This window comes from Methylomonas albis, from assembly GCF_014850955.1.
GTDB lineage: Bacteria > Pseudomonadota > Gammaproteobacteria > Methylococcales > Methylomonadaceae > Methylomonas > Methylomonas albis.
Map to the genome: position 1 here is coordinate 1566538 of NZ_JACXSS010000001.1, position 16851 is coordinate 1583388.

Below are 16851 nucleotides of genomic sequence, written 5' to 3' on the forward strand. Positions count from 1 at the left end.
GATTGACCAATAATTTAGATAGGGAATAACCGCGATGACAGCCGATTTAGTGTCCGATCAGCAAGTTGAGCAATTTCTGACTTTTGAGTTAGAAGGCGAAGCATATGGCATCGAAATTTTGAAAGTCCAGGAGATCAGAGGATGGGAGCCGATCAGAAAAATCCCCAATACGCCCAATTTTGTTAAAGGCGCATTAAATTTACGCGGTTCCATCGTGCCGATTGTCGACCTGCGCGAGCGTTTTCAGATGGAAAAAGTCGAATATACGCCCGTTACGGTGGTTATTGTCATGAGTGTTAATACTCCTTCAGGAGTCTCGGTGATGGGGATCGTCGCCGATGCGGTATCCGATGTGTTGGATATTAACCTGTCCGATATCAAAGAAACGCCGAATTTGGGTTCGAAAATCAATACTCAATATATGCGCGGAATGTTTGTCGGCAAAAAGAATATGGTGATGTTACTAGATGTGGACAAGCTTTTGAATCCGGAAGAGTTTGTCGATATTGCCGGGCTTGCTGCTATTTCAGAGGGTAAATGAGAACAAGGATTGTAGCGGTCCTTAACCAGAAGGGCGGGGTCGGAAAAACCACAACCTCAGTAAATTTGACCCATGCGCTAGCAAAATTGGGTAAAAAAATTACGGTGATAGACTTTGATCCGCAGAGCCATTTGGCTGTGTCGCTAGGTGTGGTTGACCGGCAAAAAGGCGGGATTGATGAGGTGTTGCTGGAGGGGTGCAGTCTCGCGAGGCAATTAATGCCGGTAAGAAAAAATCTCAATTTGGTAATTGCCGGCCCGCGCTTGCAGGAAATCGAACAATTAGTGGATGGAGGCGCTAGGCGCAGCGATCTTCTGCGCAAGGCTTTGCATGAGGGTAATCGTGATGAAGATTTTATCTTTATAGATTGCCCTCCTTCATCCGGCGTGTTGGTGGCGAATGCCTTGTTTGCCGCCGACGAAATATTGGTGCCGATGACTAGTGACTATTTGGCCCTACAAGGTCTGTCGCATTTGATGGGAACCATCAAAAAGTTTGAAAACGCCTTGAAAAGACCTTATAAATTTTCTCTGGTCATGTCCCGATATATACCGACCAGACGCATTTCAAAAGACGTGTTGAGTGTGATACAAAAATATTTCCCCGGCCAAATTTTGGCTACGACAATTCGGGAAACAGCCTTACTTGCCGAATGCCCTAGTTTTGGCAAAACCATTTTTGAGTATCGCCCCGGGTGTCGTTCCGCAAGAGATTTTACGGCACTTGCTAAAGACTTTTTGGAAGGGAGAATGATGTAATGGCGGAAAAAGATGACGATAGTTTGATCGGTTACGATCCTTTGGCCTGGATGCATGGCTCCGATTTCAATCATGACGCACAAAAACTCGAAGTTGAAAAATTGGAATCAGATAGCTCAACAGAATTTGTCAGCTCGATAGACGAAGTCCTAAATCCAGAAATTGACCAGGCTCAAACGCCGGCCATTGTCTCTGAGTCATCCACGTCCGAAAGCGAGAGAGCGCTTTTGGTGTTGGAGCCGGTGCTGAATATCCAGAATGTCGCGGCTCTGCACCAAAGCCTGATGCAGATGCTCAGTAATTTTGATGCTATTGATATCGATGCCTCTACCGTGACAATGATAGATACCGCGACCTTGCAACTGTTATTGATTTTAAAGCAAACGGCAATTGGCTTAGAGAAATCCATATCGATCGATTTCCCTTCCGATAAGTTTATTGCCGCGGCAGAGCTGTTGGGAATTGCCGAAATGTTGGAAGTCGATCAAGCTGCATCCGGCTTCTTTTAATGGGGCGACAACCCAAAACACAATGAAAGAAAAAGCGCGCGAGTTTGAATATACCCAAGCGGATTTTGACGTTCTAAGAAAAATATCCAACCAACATTCCGGGATCTTGGTACCGGACGATAAATTCGATATGTTTTATTCGAGATTGTCGAAACGGGTCCGTATGTTGGGGCTCACCAGTTTCAAACAGTATTGTCACTATTTGAAAAATAATCCGGATAGTGAATTTACCGAATTTATTAATGCCGTTACCACTAACCTTACTTCGTTTTTTCGCGAAAACCATCATTTTGAATATTTAAGTAAGACAGTTGTGCCGGGATTGCTTAAAAAAAACGCCGCCCATAAAAAAATTAAAGTTTGGTCTGCGGGCTGCTCAACGGGAGAAGAGCCTTATTCTTTGGCTATGACCTTGAAGGAAAGCGTCCCGGCTGATTGGACTATAAGTATTCTTGCTACGGATCTTGATACCAATGTTTTGGCCTCTGCCGCGGCAGGCGTTTATCCGGCTGATCGCGTAACAGGAATAACCGAGCAACGTCTCAAAGACTGGTTTCAAAAAGGTACGGGCGGGCAAGCGAACAAGGTACGAGTTAAGCCTGATTTGAAAGAGTTAATAGAGTTTAAACAACTGAATTTGATGCAGGAATGGCCGTTAAAGGGGTATTTTGATTTTATTTTTTGTCGCAATGTCTTGATCTATTTTGATCGGGAAACCAAGGTAATGTTAGCGAATCGGTACTGTGGTTTATTGGAGGAGGGTTCGTATTTGTTTATCGGGCATTCCGAATCTTTGCACCAGCTTGATACCGGATTCAGTTTGATAGGTAACACCATCTATAGGAAGTCGACTAAGTGAGTTATATACGGGATGTCGAAAAAGCGCATATTCCCGGCTTTGAAAATGTCAACCGTTATTGGGATCAAGAAAATCAGATTGTGGCGGCAAAATTGATGCCCGGCGATTACTACGTCACCAAACAGGATGAAATGATTACCACCGTGCTGGGTTCCTGTGTGGCTGCATGTATACGGGATGTGGTTGCCGGCGTGGGCGGCATGAACCATTTTATGTTGCCGGAGACCAGTAAAAGCCGGTTGACCGACTGGGATGAAGGCGTGGTTGGCAACGCCTTGCGTTATGGCAATTACGCGATGGAGCATTTGATTAACTCTATTTTGCAAAATGGTGGGAAGCGTAAAAACTTGGAAGTAAAGTTGTTTGGCGGCGGCAAAATTGTTGCTACCTTGGGTGACGTTGGGGCCAGAAACATTCAATTTGTTTTGGATTATGTGGATGCCGAGGCATTGAATCTGGTTTCACAGGATTTGGGCGATATTTATCCGCGTAAGGTGAATTTCTTTCCGCAAACCGGACGGGTCAGAATGAAAAAAATTAAAGACCTGCATAATCAAACTATCTTCATACGCGAGAAACAATACAGTTCGAGTATCAAGGATGCACCGGTTGAAGGTAGCATAGAGCTATTTTAGGAAGCCAGGATGACAAAGATTAAGCTATTAATAGTTGACGACTCGGCATTGATTCGGCAAATGCTAACCCAGATTTTCAATGAGGCGGGTGATATTGAAGTCGTCGGCACGGCAAGTGATCCGATTATTGCCCGGGAAAAAATTAAGGCATTGAACCCGGATGTTTTGACGCTTGATGTAGAAATGCCGCGAATGGACGGGCTTACTTTTTTAAGAAATCTGATGCGACTACGGCCTATGCCGGTGGTCATGATTTCGACCTTGACCGAGAAAGGCGCTGAGGTGACGCTGGACGCATTGGCCCTAGGAGCCGTTGATTTTGTGGCCAAGCCAAAGGTCGATGTATCCCAAGGCTTGCGAGCCTATGCCGATGAGATTGTCGGCAAAATCAGAATGGCCGCGCAGGCTAAAGTTAAAGCATTGGAAACCAATAGAGCTAATGTCTCAGCTGTGAGCTCGGTGAATGAGACTGCGAATATTGGAATGAAAAGACATTTCAAAACAACTCATAAAATTGTGGCGTTGGGTTCGTCAACAGGGGGCACGGAGGCTGTTAAGCAAGTGATAAAAAATCTGCCCAGAACGGCTCCCGCTATTGTGATTTCACAACATTTGCCGCTTGCCTTCAGTGCGTCGTTTGCCAAACATGTGGACGAGGCGTCCGAGATGACTGCTTGTGTGGCGAGCGACGGACAACTGATATTGCCCGGACATATCTATATAGCGCCCGGTGATCAACACCTAATAGTAGTGAGGGATGGCGCACGCTATGCTTGTCGCCTTAACGATGGTCCACCTGTAAACCGGCATAAACCTTCCGTGGATGTAATGTTCCGATCAGTTGCCGAGAATGTCGGTAGCAATGCGATCGGCGTGATGCTGACCGGGATGGGGGCGGATGGTGCAAAAGCTATGCTGGAGATGCGTGAAGCCGGGGCAACTAACATAGTGCAGGATGAAGCCTCCAGTATAGTCTGGGGGATGCCTGGCGAAGCCTACAAGTTGGGGGCCGCGCATCATGTGTTATCCTTGGAGAAGATAGCTGAAAAAATCCTGGCCCTGGTAGATTGAATTTATGCTGCAGTTCCTCAAAAACAACGCGCTACTTGTGTCGTTAACACTGGTCGTTTTGTTCTTGCCGTTGTTTTTCCCCATTACGTTGGTTTATTGGTTAACGACGCCAGTTTTGATCATATTGTGGATGGTTAAAACATTTCGTGCGCAACGGGCGGGAGTATCGGCTTCGGCAAATAGTAGCGAGCAAAGCGAAGCCGAACTAGCGGGCGCGATTGATGCTTATTTGTTGCATCTGCATGATTGTATTGATCAGGAAGCATCTTACTTTCGCGCAGAGTTAGAGCAGCTGAAATCCATGCTCGCGGATGCGGTCAATACGATGTCCAATAGTTTCAATAGTTTAGTTGGTTTGACATCCGGACAGTCGTCGATAGTCTGCTCATTGGTGACTGACTTGGAAGGAAGCACAGACAAGGGGCGCGGCAGTCTTAATTTCTCTAGCTTTGCGCAGGAAACCGATGATGTGCTGCAGTTTTTCATCGACCATATTTTGCAAATCAGTAAGCAAAGCATGGAAATGGTTGGTGTGATTAACGATGTGGGTGGGCATATGGCTCATGTTGAAAAATTGTTGGGCGATGTGCAAAGGATTGCCGATCAGACCAATTTGTTGGCACTGAACGCTGCTATAGAAGCGGCCAGAGCGGGTGAGGCCGGTCGAGGCTTCGCTGTGGTTGCGGGAGAAGTACGGAATTTGTCGAAAAACTCCGATAAGTTTAGCGAAGAAATCAAGCTAGTGGTAAAAGCCTCCAAGGATAATATTCGAAATGCGCAGGCTATGATTGAAAGCATGGCCTCCAAAGATATGAATGTGGCGATTAGCTCTAAGGCCAGTATCAACAAGATGATGGCTGATATTGCTGTCATTAATGCCAATATCACCAGCAATGTTGGCGAGATCTCACAATTGACTAACAAAATTGAGGCCAGTGTGGGCAACGCAGTGAGAGGTTTGCAATTTGAGGATATGGCCCGGCAATTGATTGAATATTTGCAATTCAATTTACAGCATTTTGATTCGCTCTCCGACGAGGTAAGTATAGGTTTGGGTGCGTTTAAAACGGGGAGCGACTCAAGTTGGCGTGACCAATTGTTGCAAGGTACTAATCGCTTGAAAATCATGAAGCAGCAGTGGCAAGTCAGAAAATCGAATATTGTTTCCCAGTCTTCCATGGATGAAGGTGATGTGGATCTGTTTTAGTAAAGGCCAGGGGGTAACATGATAAGTTTTGAGGATAACAGGCATGGGAATTGAGGCAAAAGTGGATGCTGGGGTGCTGTCCATTAGAATAAACGGTCGGTTCGACTTTGGTGTACACAATGAATTTCGCGAAGCGACTAAGTTTGTCGACAGTGGCATAAAACTGGTAGAAGTCGATTTGAACGGTACAGACTATTTAGATAGCTCCGCCTTAGGCATGTTATTGGTGCTGCGAGACAAAGTGGCTGGCGATAAGTCGGCAATACGGATTAAAAATTCGCGTACCGAAGTGAAAAAAATTCTGGAAATCGCTAATTTCGATAAATTGTTTACACTGTCCTGAGCAATCCCGCTTTTTTTTAATTTATCTAATGGCGCAATTGAACCAGCCTCGTGTCATGTTGCCGCCAAAACTCTATGAATCAACAGACTGATTTTTCCGGTTCCGATTTCATTCGGAATTTTTTCCAGCGATTTCTGCCCAATTCCCAAGTGGTTTCCCTTGCCATCGTCTTGCTGGGTGGCTTTTTACTGATATATGGTTTGCTGGACTTGTTGATGCCGGTTTTTGTGGCGATTGTGTTGGCTTACTTACTGGAAGGGCTGGTGGTTAAAGCCGAACAACGCCAAATGGGCCGCTTGATTTCGGTGCATCTGGTGTTCTTTGCGTTTATGGCAGTGCTGGGTTTTGTGTTGTTTGTGTTGGTGCCCATGGTGTCCGAGCAAACAGTGCAACTCGTTCAGCATATTCCCGAGATTGTTTCCCGCGCCCAATTGGAAATCATGCGTTTTCCTGAGCGTCACCCCGAGTTGATCTCAGACGCTCGCGTCCGCGAGATCATGTACTCCATCCAGAAAGATTTGCTTAAGTACGGGCAGGATCTGATTTCCGGTTCTGCTCAATCGTTCGTGGGATTGGTTGCAGTGATCGTCTATTTGTTTCTGGTCCCGCTGATGGTATTTTTTTTCCTGAAAGACAAACAGGTACTGTTAGGTTGGTTTGTGCAGTTTTTGCCGAAGGACACCAGTCTTAGTTTGCGAGTATGGCATGAAGTTGACCGACAAATAGCCAATTATGTCAGAGGTAAATTTCTTGAGGTATTTATCCTTTGGGCCATCAGTTTTACAGTTTTTTGGTGGCTCGGTTTGAATTACGCGATGCTGCTCGCCGTGTTGATGGGCTTGTCCGTTGTCATTCCTTATGTTGGCGCAACGCTGGTGACATTCCCGGTTTTGGCTGTGGCCTACGTGCAATGGGGCGTCGGTGGCGGGGATCAGTTTATGTACGTTTTTATAGCCTATTCGGTTATCCAGGCTTTGGATGGGGTGATTCTTGTGCCGCTATTGTTTTCGGAAGCGGTGAATTTGCACCCGATAGCCATTATCGTGGCTATCCTGTTTTTTGGCGGCCTGTGGGGTTTTTGGGGGGTGTTTTTTGCGATACCTCTGGCCACGCTGGTTAAAGCGGTATTAACTGCGTGGCCGAAGTTGGATATTGAACGAATATCAGCTTGAGCGGGTTATAAGTTGTCGGAGGCAAAATCCGCCAAGCGCGAACGTTCACCACGGCGCAGGGTAATATGCGCGCTATTTGGCCAAGACTTGAAACGATCAACCACATAGGTCAAACCGGAGCTAGTGGCGGTTAGATACGGAGTATCGATTTGTGCCAAGTTGCCGATACAGATGATTTTTGTGCCCGGTCCCGCACGGGTAATTAAAGTCTTCATCTGTTTTGGCGTCAGATTCTGGGCTTCGTCGATAATCAAATAACGGTTTAGAAAAGTCCGTCCACGCATAAAGTTCAGTGAACGAATTTTTACCCGATTCATCATCATGTTTTGCGAAGCGCCTTGCTCCCATTCGGTAGTCCCTGAGCGGCTGCCTAACAATTCCAGGTTGTCCATCAATGCCCCCATCCACGGCGCCATTTTTTCTTCTTCTGTGCCAGGTAAAAAACCAATGTCTTCGCCAACCGGCATGGTCTCCCGTGTCATGATGATTTCCAGATAGAGTTTGCTTTCCAGTGTTAATGACAGGCCGGCGGCCAGTGCCAACAGGGTTTTGCCGGTGCCAGCCGAGCCTATCAGCGTGACAAAATCCACGTTTGGATCGAGCAGGGCATTCAAGGCAAAGTTTTGCTCGCGGTTTTTTGCGGAAATACCCCAGATACTGTTGTGCTTGGTGCGGTAATCACGAGCCAATTGCAGTACCGCCGTTTCACCTACTCGGCTTTTTACAATGGCTTCGAAATTGTCGTCACCTTCCATATACAAATATTGGTTCGGATACCATTCCGCCACCAAAGGGCCGTTGACTCTGTAATAGGTATTGTTGTTTTCCTGCCAGGACTCCATCTTGCCGCCGTGCTCTTCCCAAAAGTCGCTGTCCAGCGCCATCGTGCCGTTGTAGAGCAGGTCTATGTCTTCAATGGTTTGATCGTTATGGTAATCCTCGGCACTGATTTGCAGCGCCGCCGCTTTAATGCGCATATTGATGTCTTTGGAGACCAGGATTACGTTCACATCCGGGTATTCCTTGCCCAAGGCCAGCACTATGCTCAGGATGGAATTATCGGCAATTTGTCCGGGCAGGTCTGCGGGCAATAGATGCGACAGCTGTCGGGTTTGAAAATACAGACGGCCGTCGAATTCGCGTTCACCATTCGGTGCATGCTCGATGCGGGAAAGCGGCAAGCCGGCATTGATGGTTTGCTGATCGGCATCGCGGATTAATTCGTCAAGGAAACGGCTGACTTGGCGGACGTTACGCGATACATCGGATAGGCCTTTTTTGGCGTGGTCTAGCTCTTCCAGTACGACCATCGGAATGAAAACATTGTGCTCTTGAAAGCGAAAGATGGACGTTGGGTCGTGCATCAATACGTTGGTGTCCAACACGAACAATTTTTTGCCGGCGGATTGAATGTTCATATGTTCCTTAAAACAAGCGTGGAAAGGCGGATTCAACAGAAATCCGGTGTTGCGCGGATGGTATTTCTACTCTATCTGCAGAGTTAACGTCAACAGAGCTATAGCTTATAGCGTGTCCTGCTTAGTGTTGGTGTTTTCATGCAGAGCAATACGATATTTTCTTCAATTCCGGTATTTTTTAAAAATACTTGCCCAAATAATCGAGTACCCTCCAGGTTCTCTATACTTAACCCGTCGTCATGCGTTTTGTATAGTCGGTTACAATAGAACAAATATGTCGCGACAACTTATTTTGTATCGGTATTTTTTTAGGATAGCTATTTATGACATTTTCACCATCACATCAGCCCGACTTGGATTGGAGCCAGATTCGAGAAACCATCAAGCTATTGACTGTGTCGGTCGCACAGGTTGAGGGTAGCATGCGAGCAGGCGACGAATCGGTCAGTGCCTTGGCCTGCTCGTTTACTGGTATGGTTGACGATATGAAGAATATTCATGAAATATTAAGCGGTTTACAGCAGAGTGGAAGCCGTGATAATGCCTTGCAGCATTGTGAGGCCGCCCAGCATCGGATTAATTCGGCGATAGTGGCGTTTCAGTTTTATGATCGCTTGCAGCAGTGTTTGCAACACGTGTCCGACAATCTGAAGGGCTTGTCGACCATCATCGATACGCCGCATAAGTTATATAATCCCGCCGAATGGTATAAGTTTCAGGAAAGCATTCGCAACCATTACACTATGGAGTCTGAAAAAGTTATGTTTGATGCCATTCATCAAGGCAAGAGTGTCGATGAGGCATTGGCCTTGTTTCAGCAAGCAAATCAACATAGCGATGAAGATGAAATCGAACTGTTTTAATTTTTACTTGGCTACTTAAATCGTAAATGAATAATAAATCTCTGTTAATTTTGTGCCCTCTGTTACTGATATTAACGGCGTGTGGCAACCCTGGCTCGGAACCGCCGGTTGCCGGTAGCGTACCGACCAAAAAAGCCCCAGCCAAAAGAACGGCGGCGAATAAAGCGCCAGCTGCGCCCACCGCAAAAAAACCGGCATCTACCCCCGATACGGCGACTTATGCGATCGAAGGTGTTAGCAATAATTTTAAAGATGAACCTAATTTGCCGACATTTCGCGCCGAGCCGTTGATGCCGCCGGCCGATATTCCACCGCCAGCTGCGCCAGCCAGTCCCGCAGCACTTGCGCCAGCGGCCGTGGCAACGACACCTGCACCTGTACCAAAGTTTGTAATTGAAGACGCACGCATCCCCAGCGGCACACCGCCGGCCGTGGTTGCTCTAATTAGTGAGTCTGATCGCAGTCGCAATGGCGGCGATCTCGATGCCGCGGTGGTAGTGATGGAGCGGGCCTTGCGTATCGATTCACGTAATCCAACCCTGACTTATAAGTTGGCGCAGCTCAGAATCAAACAAAATAAACCGCAATTGGCGGAAGAGTTGGCCGGCAAGGCCGCTTTGCTGGCGGGTGGCGATCTGGATCTAAAACGCAAAAGTTGGTTGCTGATTGCCGAAGCTCGGCAAATGCAGCAAAATTCTCAAGGTGCCAAAGAAGCTAAAGCCAAGGCGGACAGCTTTTTCGGTCGCTAGTGGCAGAGAGTTCCAAACCGGCGCTTTCCGGCACCGCCGCGAAATTGGCCGATATTTTTGGTGAAGGCGGCACCTTAGCCGAGGTTATCCATGGCTATTCGCCGCGCGCTGCGCAGATCGAGATGGCCGAAAAAATCGCCCATGCCATAGAGTCGCAGCAAAACCTGATTGCCGAGGCCGGCACCGGCACCGGCAAAACCTTTGCCTATCTGATTCCCGCCATTCTGTCCGGCAAAAAAGTCATCGTCTCCACCGGGACCAAAAATCTGCAAGACCAATTGTTCAACAAGGATCTGCCGGTGATACGCAAAGCCCTGAGCAGGCGGCCGTTCAAAGCCAGCTTGTTAAAGGGCCGCGCGAATTATTTATGCACTTATCGGCTGGATCAGGCCTTGAATTCCGCGTTCGGCTACAGCCAGGAAGATGCTGCGGCCTTGGCGCAAATCAAGGCTTGGTCTAAACGCACCAAGGCCGGCGACGTTTCAGAAGTGGCCGATGTACATGACGGCGATCCGGTCTGGTTTCACGCTACCTCCACCACCGATAATTGCCTGGGGCAGAACTGCCCTGATTACGCAGATTGCTTTTTGACCAAAGCTCGCAAACAGGCCCAGGAAGCCGAGATCGTCGTCGTCAATCATCATCTGCTGTGTGCCGACTGGTCGATCCGCGAAACCGGCTTCGGTGAATTATTGCCTGATGCCGAAGTCGTGGTCATCGACGAAGCGCATCAACTGGCCGATACCGCATCCAATTTTTTGGGCGTAACGATCAGCGGCAAGCAGTTGGTCGATCTGGCTGACGACAGTCTGGCCGAATATTTTACCGACGCTAAGGACATGCCGGACTTGCGCACGGCCTGCGAAGACCTGCAACACGAAGTCAAGGATTTACGGTTGGCTTTTGGCTTGGAACTGCGGCGCGGTGACTGGGTAGACATCGAGACCAATCCAAAAATCGCCGGCGCGTTGGAATCTTTGCAAAAGCAATTGGCGCGATTAACCGACCAATTGGAACGCGCCTCGGTGCGCAGTAAAGGCCTGGAATCCTGCTTCGACCGCGCCGAAGCGCTGGACGCCCAACTGGAAACGCTGATCAACGACCAGGATGGACAGTGGATCAAATGGTACGAAACCTATAGCAAGTCTTTCACGCTCAGTCGCACGCCGCTGGATATTGCCAAGGAATTTCGCGGTTTCATGGCCCGGCACAAAGCTGCCTGGATTTTCACCTCGGCGACTCTGAGCGTGGCTAATAACTTTGTGCATTTTTCCAAGAATCTGGGTTTAAGCGGCGCACTCAGCCAGAGTTGGGATAGCCCGTTCGATTATCCGAATCAAGCCTTGTTTTACCATCCCAAAGGTTTGCCGCAGCCCAGCGATCCCGATTTTACCGATAAAATTGTCGATTTCGCGTTGCCGGTGCTGGAAGCCAGCCGGGGCCGGGCATTTTTCCTGTTTACCAGTCACCGCGCCCTACAACGCGCGGCGCAATTGCTGGAAGGCAAGCTCGATCATCCGCTATTGGTGCAGGGTACGCGTTCCAAGGGCGTGTTGTTGGATCAGTTCAAGGAACTGGGCAACGCGGTATTGTTGGCAACCGCCAGTTTCTGGGAAGGTGTGGACGTGCGCGGCGACGCCTTGTCCTGCGTCATCATCGATAAACTGCCGTTTGCCTCGCCGGGCGACCCGGTGTTGAAAGCACGCATGAATGCGATGGAAAAGCAGGGTCGCAATCCGTTTTTCGAGCATCAATTACCCAGCGCCATCATTATGCTGCGGCAAGGTGTGGGCCGCTTAATCCGCGATGTTAACGACCGCGGCGTACTGATGGTTTGTGATCCCCGCTTGTTAAAGCGCTCATACGGTCAGATGTTTTTGGATAGCGTGCCGGCGATGAAACGCAGTCGTGAGATCGAGGACGTGCGACAGTTTTTTGCAATAGAGGAAAACCGTTGAAATTATTGGCAGTAGAAACTTCCACCGATGCCTGCTCGGCGGCTTTATTCATTAATGGCGAGATTGCCGAAAAATTTGCGGTTGCGCCGCGCGAACACACCAAGCTGATTTTGCCGATGATCGATGAATTGATGGCCGAAGCTCAGCTTAAACCGCAACAACTCGATGCGATTGGTTTGAGCCGCGGCCCCGGTTCGTTTACCGGGGTACGAATTGCCGGCGGCGTGGTACAAGGTATTGCCTATGGAGCGGATTTGCCGGTGGTGCCGGTTTCGACCTTGGCGGCAATCGCGCAAGACTTTTTTAACCAGCACGCCGAAGCCGAGCTGAGCTTTACGGCAATGGATGCGCGGATGAATGAGATTTTTTGGGGTGCGTATCAACGTGATGCATTGGGCTTGGCGGAGCTGATCGGTGCGGAAGCCGTTACGCCCGCCGGCGAAGTGATCTTTCCCGATCTCGCCGGTTTCGGTGTCGGGTCCGGTTGGGGTGTTTATGCGGACCAGTTGAGCCAACGTTTAGGTGCGCGCGTGCAGGGTGTCGAGGTAGATGTTTGGCCGCGTGCCGCTTGTATTGCCCAGTTGGGCGCTTATGGATTTGCCAACGGCTTGGCCGTGGCGGTCGAGCAGGCCATGCCGGTTTATCTACGCGATAAAGTCGCGAAAAAGCAATCGGAAAGATAGCAAGATTTGTGGCGTTAACCCGCTGCTGAAACTGCCTCGCGACGTTTTTGAGCCCTTCTAAGGTACAATGCCGTTTTACCTAAGCCGATATTCTTAGCCAATGGCGCAATATTTCGAAATTCATCCGAAGAACCCGCAGCCGCGCTTGATTCAACAAGCGGTCAATATCCTGCGCGAAGGCGGCGTAATCGTCTACCCAACGGAAGCTTCCTACGCGCTGGGTTGCCAAATAGGCGATAAAGCGGCGATGGATCAAATCCGCAGCCTCCGCCGGCTCGACGATAATCATAACTTTACCTTGTTGTGTACTGATCTTTCGCAGGTCTCCACCTTTACCAAAATGGGCAACGAAGCGCATCGCTTGATTAAAAAACTCACGCCCGGCCCGTTTACTTTTTTACTGGACGCCACGCGGGAAGTGCCGCGGCGTTTGCAGCATCCGAAAAAGAAAACCATAGGGGTGAGGATTACCGAACATCCGGTTGCCCAGGCCTTGGTCGAACAGCTCGGTGAACCTTTGTTGACATCTACGTTGATGATGCCCGGCGATAGCGAGCCGTTGGCCGATCCTTACGAAATCAGAAAACGGCTGGAAAAAGAACTGGCCTTGGTCATTGATGCTGGGGTTATCGAGTACCAACCTACTACCGTCATCGCTTGCGGCGATAAGTCGATTGAAATTGTCCGACAAGGTATCGGTATTGCGCCGATGTTGGAGTGAAAAAGCCATGATGGACGAATTAAGCCTGATACAAAGGATCGTAGTGTGGATTTTGCCGGTGGTTTTCGCAATTACCGGTCACGAAGTAGCGCACGGTTGGGTGGCCAAGAAGTTAGGCGATAACACCGCCGCCGATCAAGGTCGTTTGACGCTTAACCCACTGAAACATATTGATATTCTTGGTACGCTCATCATTCCCGGCTTGTTATTGCTGACCTTTACCGGCTTTGTGTTCGGTTGGGCCAAGCCGGTGCCGGTCGATCCCAGAGCGTTTAAGAAACCGCGTCAAGCCATGGCGATGGTGGCGCTGGCTGGCCCAGTCTCCAACTTGTTGATGGCTACGGCCTGGGCTTTGCTGGCTAGAATCGGCGTGATGCTGGAAATCGAGTATATCTCCTTTCCGTTGATATACAGTGGGGTAGCGGGGATCAGCATCAATTTGGTATTGGCTTTGATCAATCTGTTGCCGATACCGCCTCTGGACGGTAGCCGGATTTTGTCGGGTGTATTACCGGATTACTGGGCTTGGCAATACAATCGTTTGGAACGTTTTGGCTTTATTTTTCTGCTGATTTTGTTGGCGACCGACGTGTTGCAATATATCCTGGCCTATCCGATGTACTACGCTCAACAGTGGTTTTTTAGCTTGGCGGGCATGTAGTTTTGAGCGAAGTAGCATTGCCGGTCGAAGCCGCGTTGCCGCCATTGGCGTTGGTGCAGGGCCAGCCGTATCAAGACTTACCGGACGATCTCTACATTCCGCCGGATGCGCTGGAAGTGTTTCTGGATGCGTTCGAAGGGCCGCTGGATTTGTTGTTGTATTTGATTCGCCGGCAGAATCTGGATATTCTCGATATCCCCATCGCCCAGATCACCCGGCAATATATTGCCTACATCGACATGATGGAAAATATGCGTCTGGAACTGGCCGCCGAATATCTGGTGATGGCCGCGCTGCTGGCCGAGATCAAATCGCGGATGCTGCTACCCAGACAACCGGAAAGCGAAGAGGAAGAAGAGGACCCCAGAGCTTTTTTGATTCGCAAATTGCAGGAATACGAAGCGATCAAAAAAGTGGCGGAAGAAATCGATCTGCTGCCCAGAAACGAGCGCGATACCTTTGAATTCGGCGTCGACACCTCGAGCGTGGATGTACAGCAAATTCTGCCGGATGTGGAGCTTAAGGAGCTCTTGCTGGCTTTTCAGGACATATTGAAGCGTGCCGAGAGGCTTTCTCACCATCAAATAACCAAAGAACCCCTATCAGTCCGTGAACGAATGGCAGCCATTTTGGAAAAACTTAACCAATCGGATAACCACCTCCCTTTCCCAGCATGTTTTGCCCGAAGTGAAGGAAAAAACGGAGTGGTTGTCGCGTTTCTTGCCATCCTTGAGCTCTCCAAGGAACGCATCATCGACATCTTCCAGTCCGAACCCTACGCCGGAATCGAAGTTAGAGTCCGCGTCGATAGCGGCACTGGGGACTGAGTCAGCGCTAGCCGAAACCGTCGCCGATGTTGTTATTCCCGCAGCCAAACCCAGGGCGCCGCGCAAGCTGCGCATTAAACCCGAGCCGGTTACGATATTTGTGCCAGTCAAGCGGCGAGCCGTGCGTTTGCCGGCTGTCTGGGCTAGCGAACCGCGTGTTCCGGTTTTTCAGATCCCTGAACGACGTGAAGCCGTTATTTTGCCAAAACCACGTCGACGAACAGCGCGTTTGTTGCCGGTTTGGCGCAGTAGCTGGCAGCCAGTCGCGCCCAGGGCTATGGCCGTTAGCCGGTGTAGAGGCGCCGCTCGCTTGCCTCAGCGTTGGGCCGACATTATTCGGGCCAGCACTTACGAACCCATCGTGGTCGAGCGCCATCGGCTACTGCCTGACATAATTAAAGAGTGCGATATGAACACCAAGCGCATCGTAGAAGCCATACTATTTGCCGCCAATCGCCCGATGACTATTAAACAGATTCAGGAAGTCTTTCCGGAACTGGAGCAGCCCGATACCTTGACCGTGCAGATGGCCTTGGAAGATATTGCCCGCGACTACGCTGACCGTCCAATCGGACTCAGGCAATTAGCTAGCGGTTACCGGTTTCAGGTAAGAGAAGGCTTGTCGCCCTGGGTGACGCGCTTGTTTGAGGAAAAACCGGCTCGTTATTCGCGCGCGCTTTTAGAAACCCTGGCTATCATCGCCTATCGTCAACCGGTGACGCGCGGCGAAATCGAGGATATTCGCGGGGTCGGCGTCAGCAGTTCCATCATTCAAACCATGCTGGAGCGCGAGTGGATTCGCGTTATCGCCCATAAGGAAGTGCCCGGCCGGCCGGCCTTGTTCGGCACCACCAAACAATTTCTGGATTATTTCAATTTAACTTCATTGAGCGAATTACCGACGCTGGAAGAAATCGTCAATTTCGATTTCGGCAATTCGCCTCAACCGCAACCTGAGCAGGACCACAGTGAAAGACCGCAAACCGCCGAGACCGAACAACCCATCAGCCCCACTGGACAAACGGACCCAGAAACCGCAGTCTCGGAAACCGAGTTCGACACCCAGACCGAAGCCGGCCCCGGCGCCGAAAACCTCACCCTCCACTAACGCGCCAGCCGGCGGCGAACGCATCCAGAAATTGCTGGCGCGGGCCGGTGTGGGTTCCCGGCGGGAAATCGAGCGCTGGATCGAGGAAGGCAAACTCACAGTTAACGGCAATCCGGTGCAGCCGGGTTACCACTTAAAACCCGACGATCATTTGCAGATCAACGGCCGGGTGGTGAAATGGGAAAAATATGCCGAGCAACCGACTAGAGTACTGGTCTATCACAAGCCGGTCGGTGAACTGGTGACCCGCCGCGACCCCGAAGGCCGCCCGGTGATCTTTACCCAACTGCCGCGCCTGCAAGTGGGCCGCTGGATTGCGGTAGGTCGCCTGGATATCAATACCTCCGGTATGATTTTAGTCACCAATAACGGTGAATTGGCCAACCGCTTGATGCACCCGTCCCAGGAAGTCGAGCGCGAATATGCCGTGCGGATCTTGGGCGAAGTCGACGACGCGATGCTGGCACGCCTGAAGCAGGGTGTGGAACTGGAAGACGGCCCGGCGCATTTCGAAGATGTTAGCTTCTACGCCGGGGAAGGGGCAAATAAATGGTTTTATGCCACGGTGAAGCAGGGGCGTAACCGATTGGTGCGGCGTTTGTGGGAATCGCAAGGCGTCAAAGTCAGCCGCCTGATTCGGGTGCGTTACGGCGATGTGACCTTGCCGGAGCGGGTCAGGGCGCATTCGTTTTATGAGTTGGAGGCTAAGGAATTGGCGACTTTGATGGAATTTGTGGGGTTGTAGTTTTTGTTGGGTGGGCAAATTGC

General features: G+C 49.9%; 19 protein-coding genes. 18 read left to right on the top strand and 1 reads right to left on the bottom strand.

The window, feature by feature from the left end:
* Positions 1-34 precede the first annotated feature (34 nt).
* The 9 genes from EBA_RS07280 (at position 35) to EBA_RS07320 (ending at position 7095) form a co-directional block, all read left to right on the top strand.
* The gene (locus EBA_RS07280) at positions 35-541 is read left to right on the top strand and encodes a chemotaxis protein CheW (protein ID WP_192374028.1); all 507 of its coding nucleotides are present in this window, start codon (positions 35-37) and stop codon (positions 539-541) included.
* Positions 538-1299, top strand: a complete 762-nt coding sequence (locus tag EBA_RS07285) for a ParA family protein (RefSeq protein WP_192374029.1) — start codon at positions 538-540, stop codon at positions 1297-1299. Before EBA_RS07280 ends, EBA_RS07285 begins: the two co-directional genes overlap by 4 nt.
* Positions 1299-1808 (top strand): STAS domain-containing protein, encoded by a 510-nt coding sequence (locus EBA_RS07290; protein WP_192374030.1) that lies wholly within the window; start codon positions 1299-1301, stop codon positions 1806-1808. The genes EBA_RS07285 and EBA_RS07290 overlap by 1 nt, the downstream gene beginning before the upstream one ends.
* Before the next feature lie 22 nt (positions 1809-1830).
* Complete coding sequence (locus EBA_RS07295; protein WP_192374031.1) at positions 1831-2667, top strand: CheR family methyltransferase; 837 nt, start codon at positions 1831-1833, stop codon at positions 2665-2667.
* Positions 2664-3302, top strand: a complete 639-nt coding sequence (cheD, locus tag EBA_RS07300; protein ID WP_192374032.1) for a chemoreceptor glutamine deamidase CheD — start codon at positions 2664-2666, stop codon at positions 3300-3302. Before EBA_RS07295 ends, cheD begins: the two co-directional genes overlap by 4 nt.
* A 9-nt stretch (positions 3303-3311) precedes the next feature.
* Positions 3312-4373 carry a protein-glutamate methylesterase/protein-glutamine glutaminase gene (locus EBA_RS07305; RefSeq protein WP_192374033.1) on the top strand — a complete coding sequence of 354 codons (1062 nt, stop codon included), beginning with the start codon at positions 3312-3314 and terminating at the stop codon, positions 4371-4373.
* A 229-nt stretch (positions 4374-4602) separates the two neighbouring features.
* Positions 4603-5580: a methyl-accepting chemotaxis protein gene (locus tag EBA_RS07310; protein ID WP_225616003.1), complete on the top strand. Its 978-nt coding sequence runs from the start codon at positions 4603-4605 to the stop codon at positions 5578-5580.
* A gap of 43 nt (positions 5581-5623) precedes the next feature.
* Positions 5624-5923: an STAS domain-containing protein gene (locus EBA_RS07315; RefSeq protein WP_192374035.1), complete on the top strand. Its 300-nt coding sequence runs from the start codon at positions 5624-5626 to the stop codon at positions 5921-5923.
* Between the two features lie 74 nt (positions 5924-5997).
* Positions 5998-7095 (top strand): AI-2E family transporter, encoded by a 1098-nt coding sequence (locus tag EBA_RS07320; RefSeq protein WP_192374036.1) that lies wholly within the window; start codon positions 5998-6000, stop codon positions 7093-7095.
* A gap of 5 nt (positions 7096-7100) precedes the next feature.
* On the opposite strand, the gene EBA_RS07325 is transcribed toward EBA_RS07320, so the two are convergent.
* Entirely contained in the window at positions 7101-8513 is a 1413-nt protein-coding gene (locus EBA_RS07325) for a PhoH family protein (RefSeq protein ID WP_192374037.1), read from the bottom strand.
* Between the two features lie 323 nt (positions 8514-8836).
* On the opposite strand from EBA_RS07325, the gene EBA_RS07330 reads away from it, so the two are divergent.
* From EBA_RS07330 to rluB, 9 genes are all read left to right on the top strand, one after another.
* Positions 8837-9376: a hypothetical protein gene (locus EBA_RS07330; protein WP_192374038.1), complete on the top strand. Its 540-nt coding sequence runs from the start codon at positions 8837-8839 to the stop codon at positions 9374-9376.
* Between the two features lie 26 nt (positions 9377-9402).
* Entirely contained in the window at positions 9403-10125 is a 723-nt protein-coding gene (locus EBA_RS07335) for a tetratricopeptide repeat protein (protein ID WP_192374039.1), read from the top strand.
* Complete coding sequence (locus EBA_RS07340) at positions 10125-12083, top strand: ATP-dependent DNA helicase (protein WP_267874688.1); 1959 nt, start codon at positions 10125-10127, stop codon at positions 12081-12083. Before EBA_RS07335 ends, EBA_RS07340 begins: the two co-directional genes overlap by 1 nt.
* On the top strand, positions 12080-12766 hold the full coding sequence (gene tsaB / locus EBA_RS07345; protein WP_192374040.1) for a tRNA (adenosine(37)-N6)-threonylcarbamoyltransferase complex dimerization subunit type 1 TsaB: 687 nt from the start codon (positions 12080-12082) through the stop codon (positions 12764-12766). Before EBA_RS07340 ends, tsaB begins: the two co-directional genes overlap by 4 nt.
* 100 nt (positions 12767-12866) lie before the next feature.
* Positions 12867-13487, top strand: a complete 621-nt coding sequence (locus EBA_RS07350; RefSeq protein WP_192374041.1) for an L-threonylcarbamoyladenylate synthase — start codon at positions 12867-12869, stop codon at positions 13485-13487.
* A gap of 7 nt (positions 13488-13494) precedes the next feature.
* A complete protein-coding gene (locus EBA_RS07355) occupies positions 13495-14148 on the top strand; it encodes a site-2 protease family protein (protein ID WP_192374042.1) in 654 nt (217 codons plus the stop codon).
* A gap of 2 nt (positions 14149-14150) precedes the next feature.
* Positions 14151-14975, top strand: coding sequence for a segregation and condensation protein A (locus EBA_RS07360; protein WP_192374043.1), 825 nt, complete (start codon positions 14151-14153; stop codon positions 14973-14975).
* A gap of 310 nt (positions 14976-15285) precedes the next feature.
* Positions 15286-16083, top strand: a complete 798-nt coding sequence (gene scpB, locus EBA_RS07365) for an SMC-Scp complex subunit ScpB (RefSeq protein ID WP_324615342.1) — start codon at positions 15286-15288, stop codon at positions 16081-16083.
* On the top strand, positions 15989-16828 hold the full coding sequence (gene rluB, locus EBA_RS07370) for a 23S rRNA pseudouridine(2605) synthase RluB (protein ID WP_192377203.1): 840 nt from the start codon (positions 15989-15991) through the stop codon (positions 16826-16828). The genes scpB and rluB overlap by 95 nt, the downstream gene beginning before the upstream one ends.
* Positions 16829-16851: the final 23 nt, after the last annotated feature.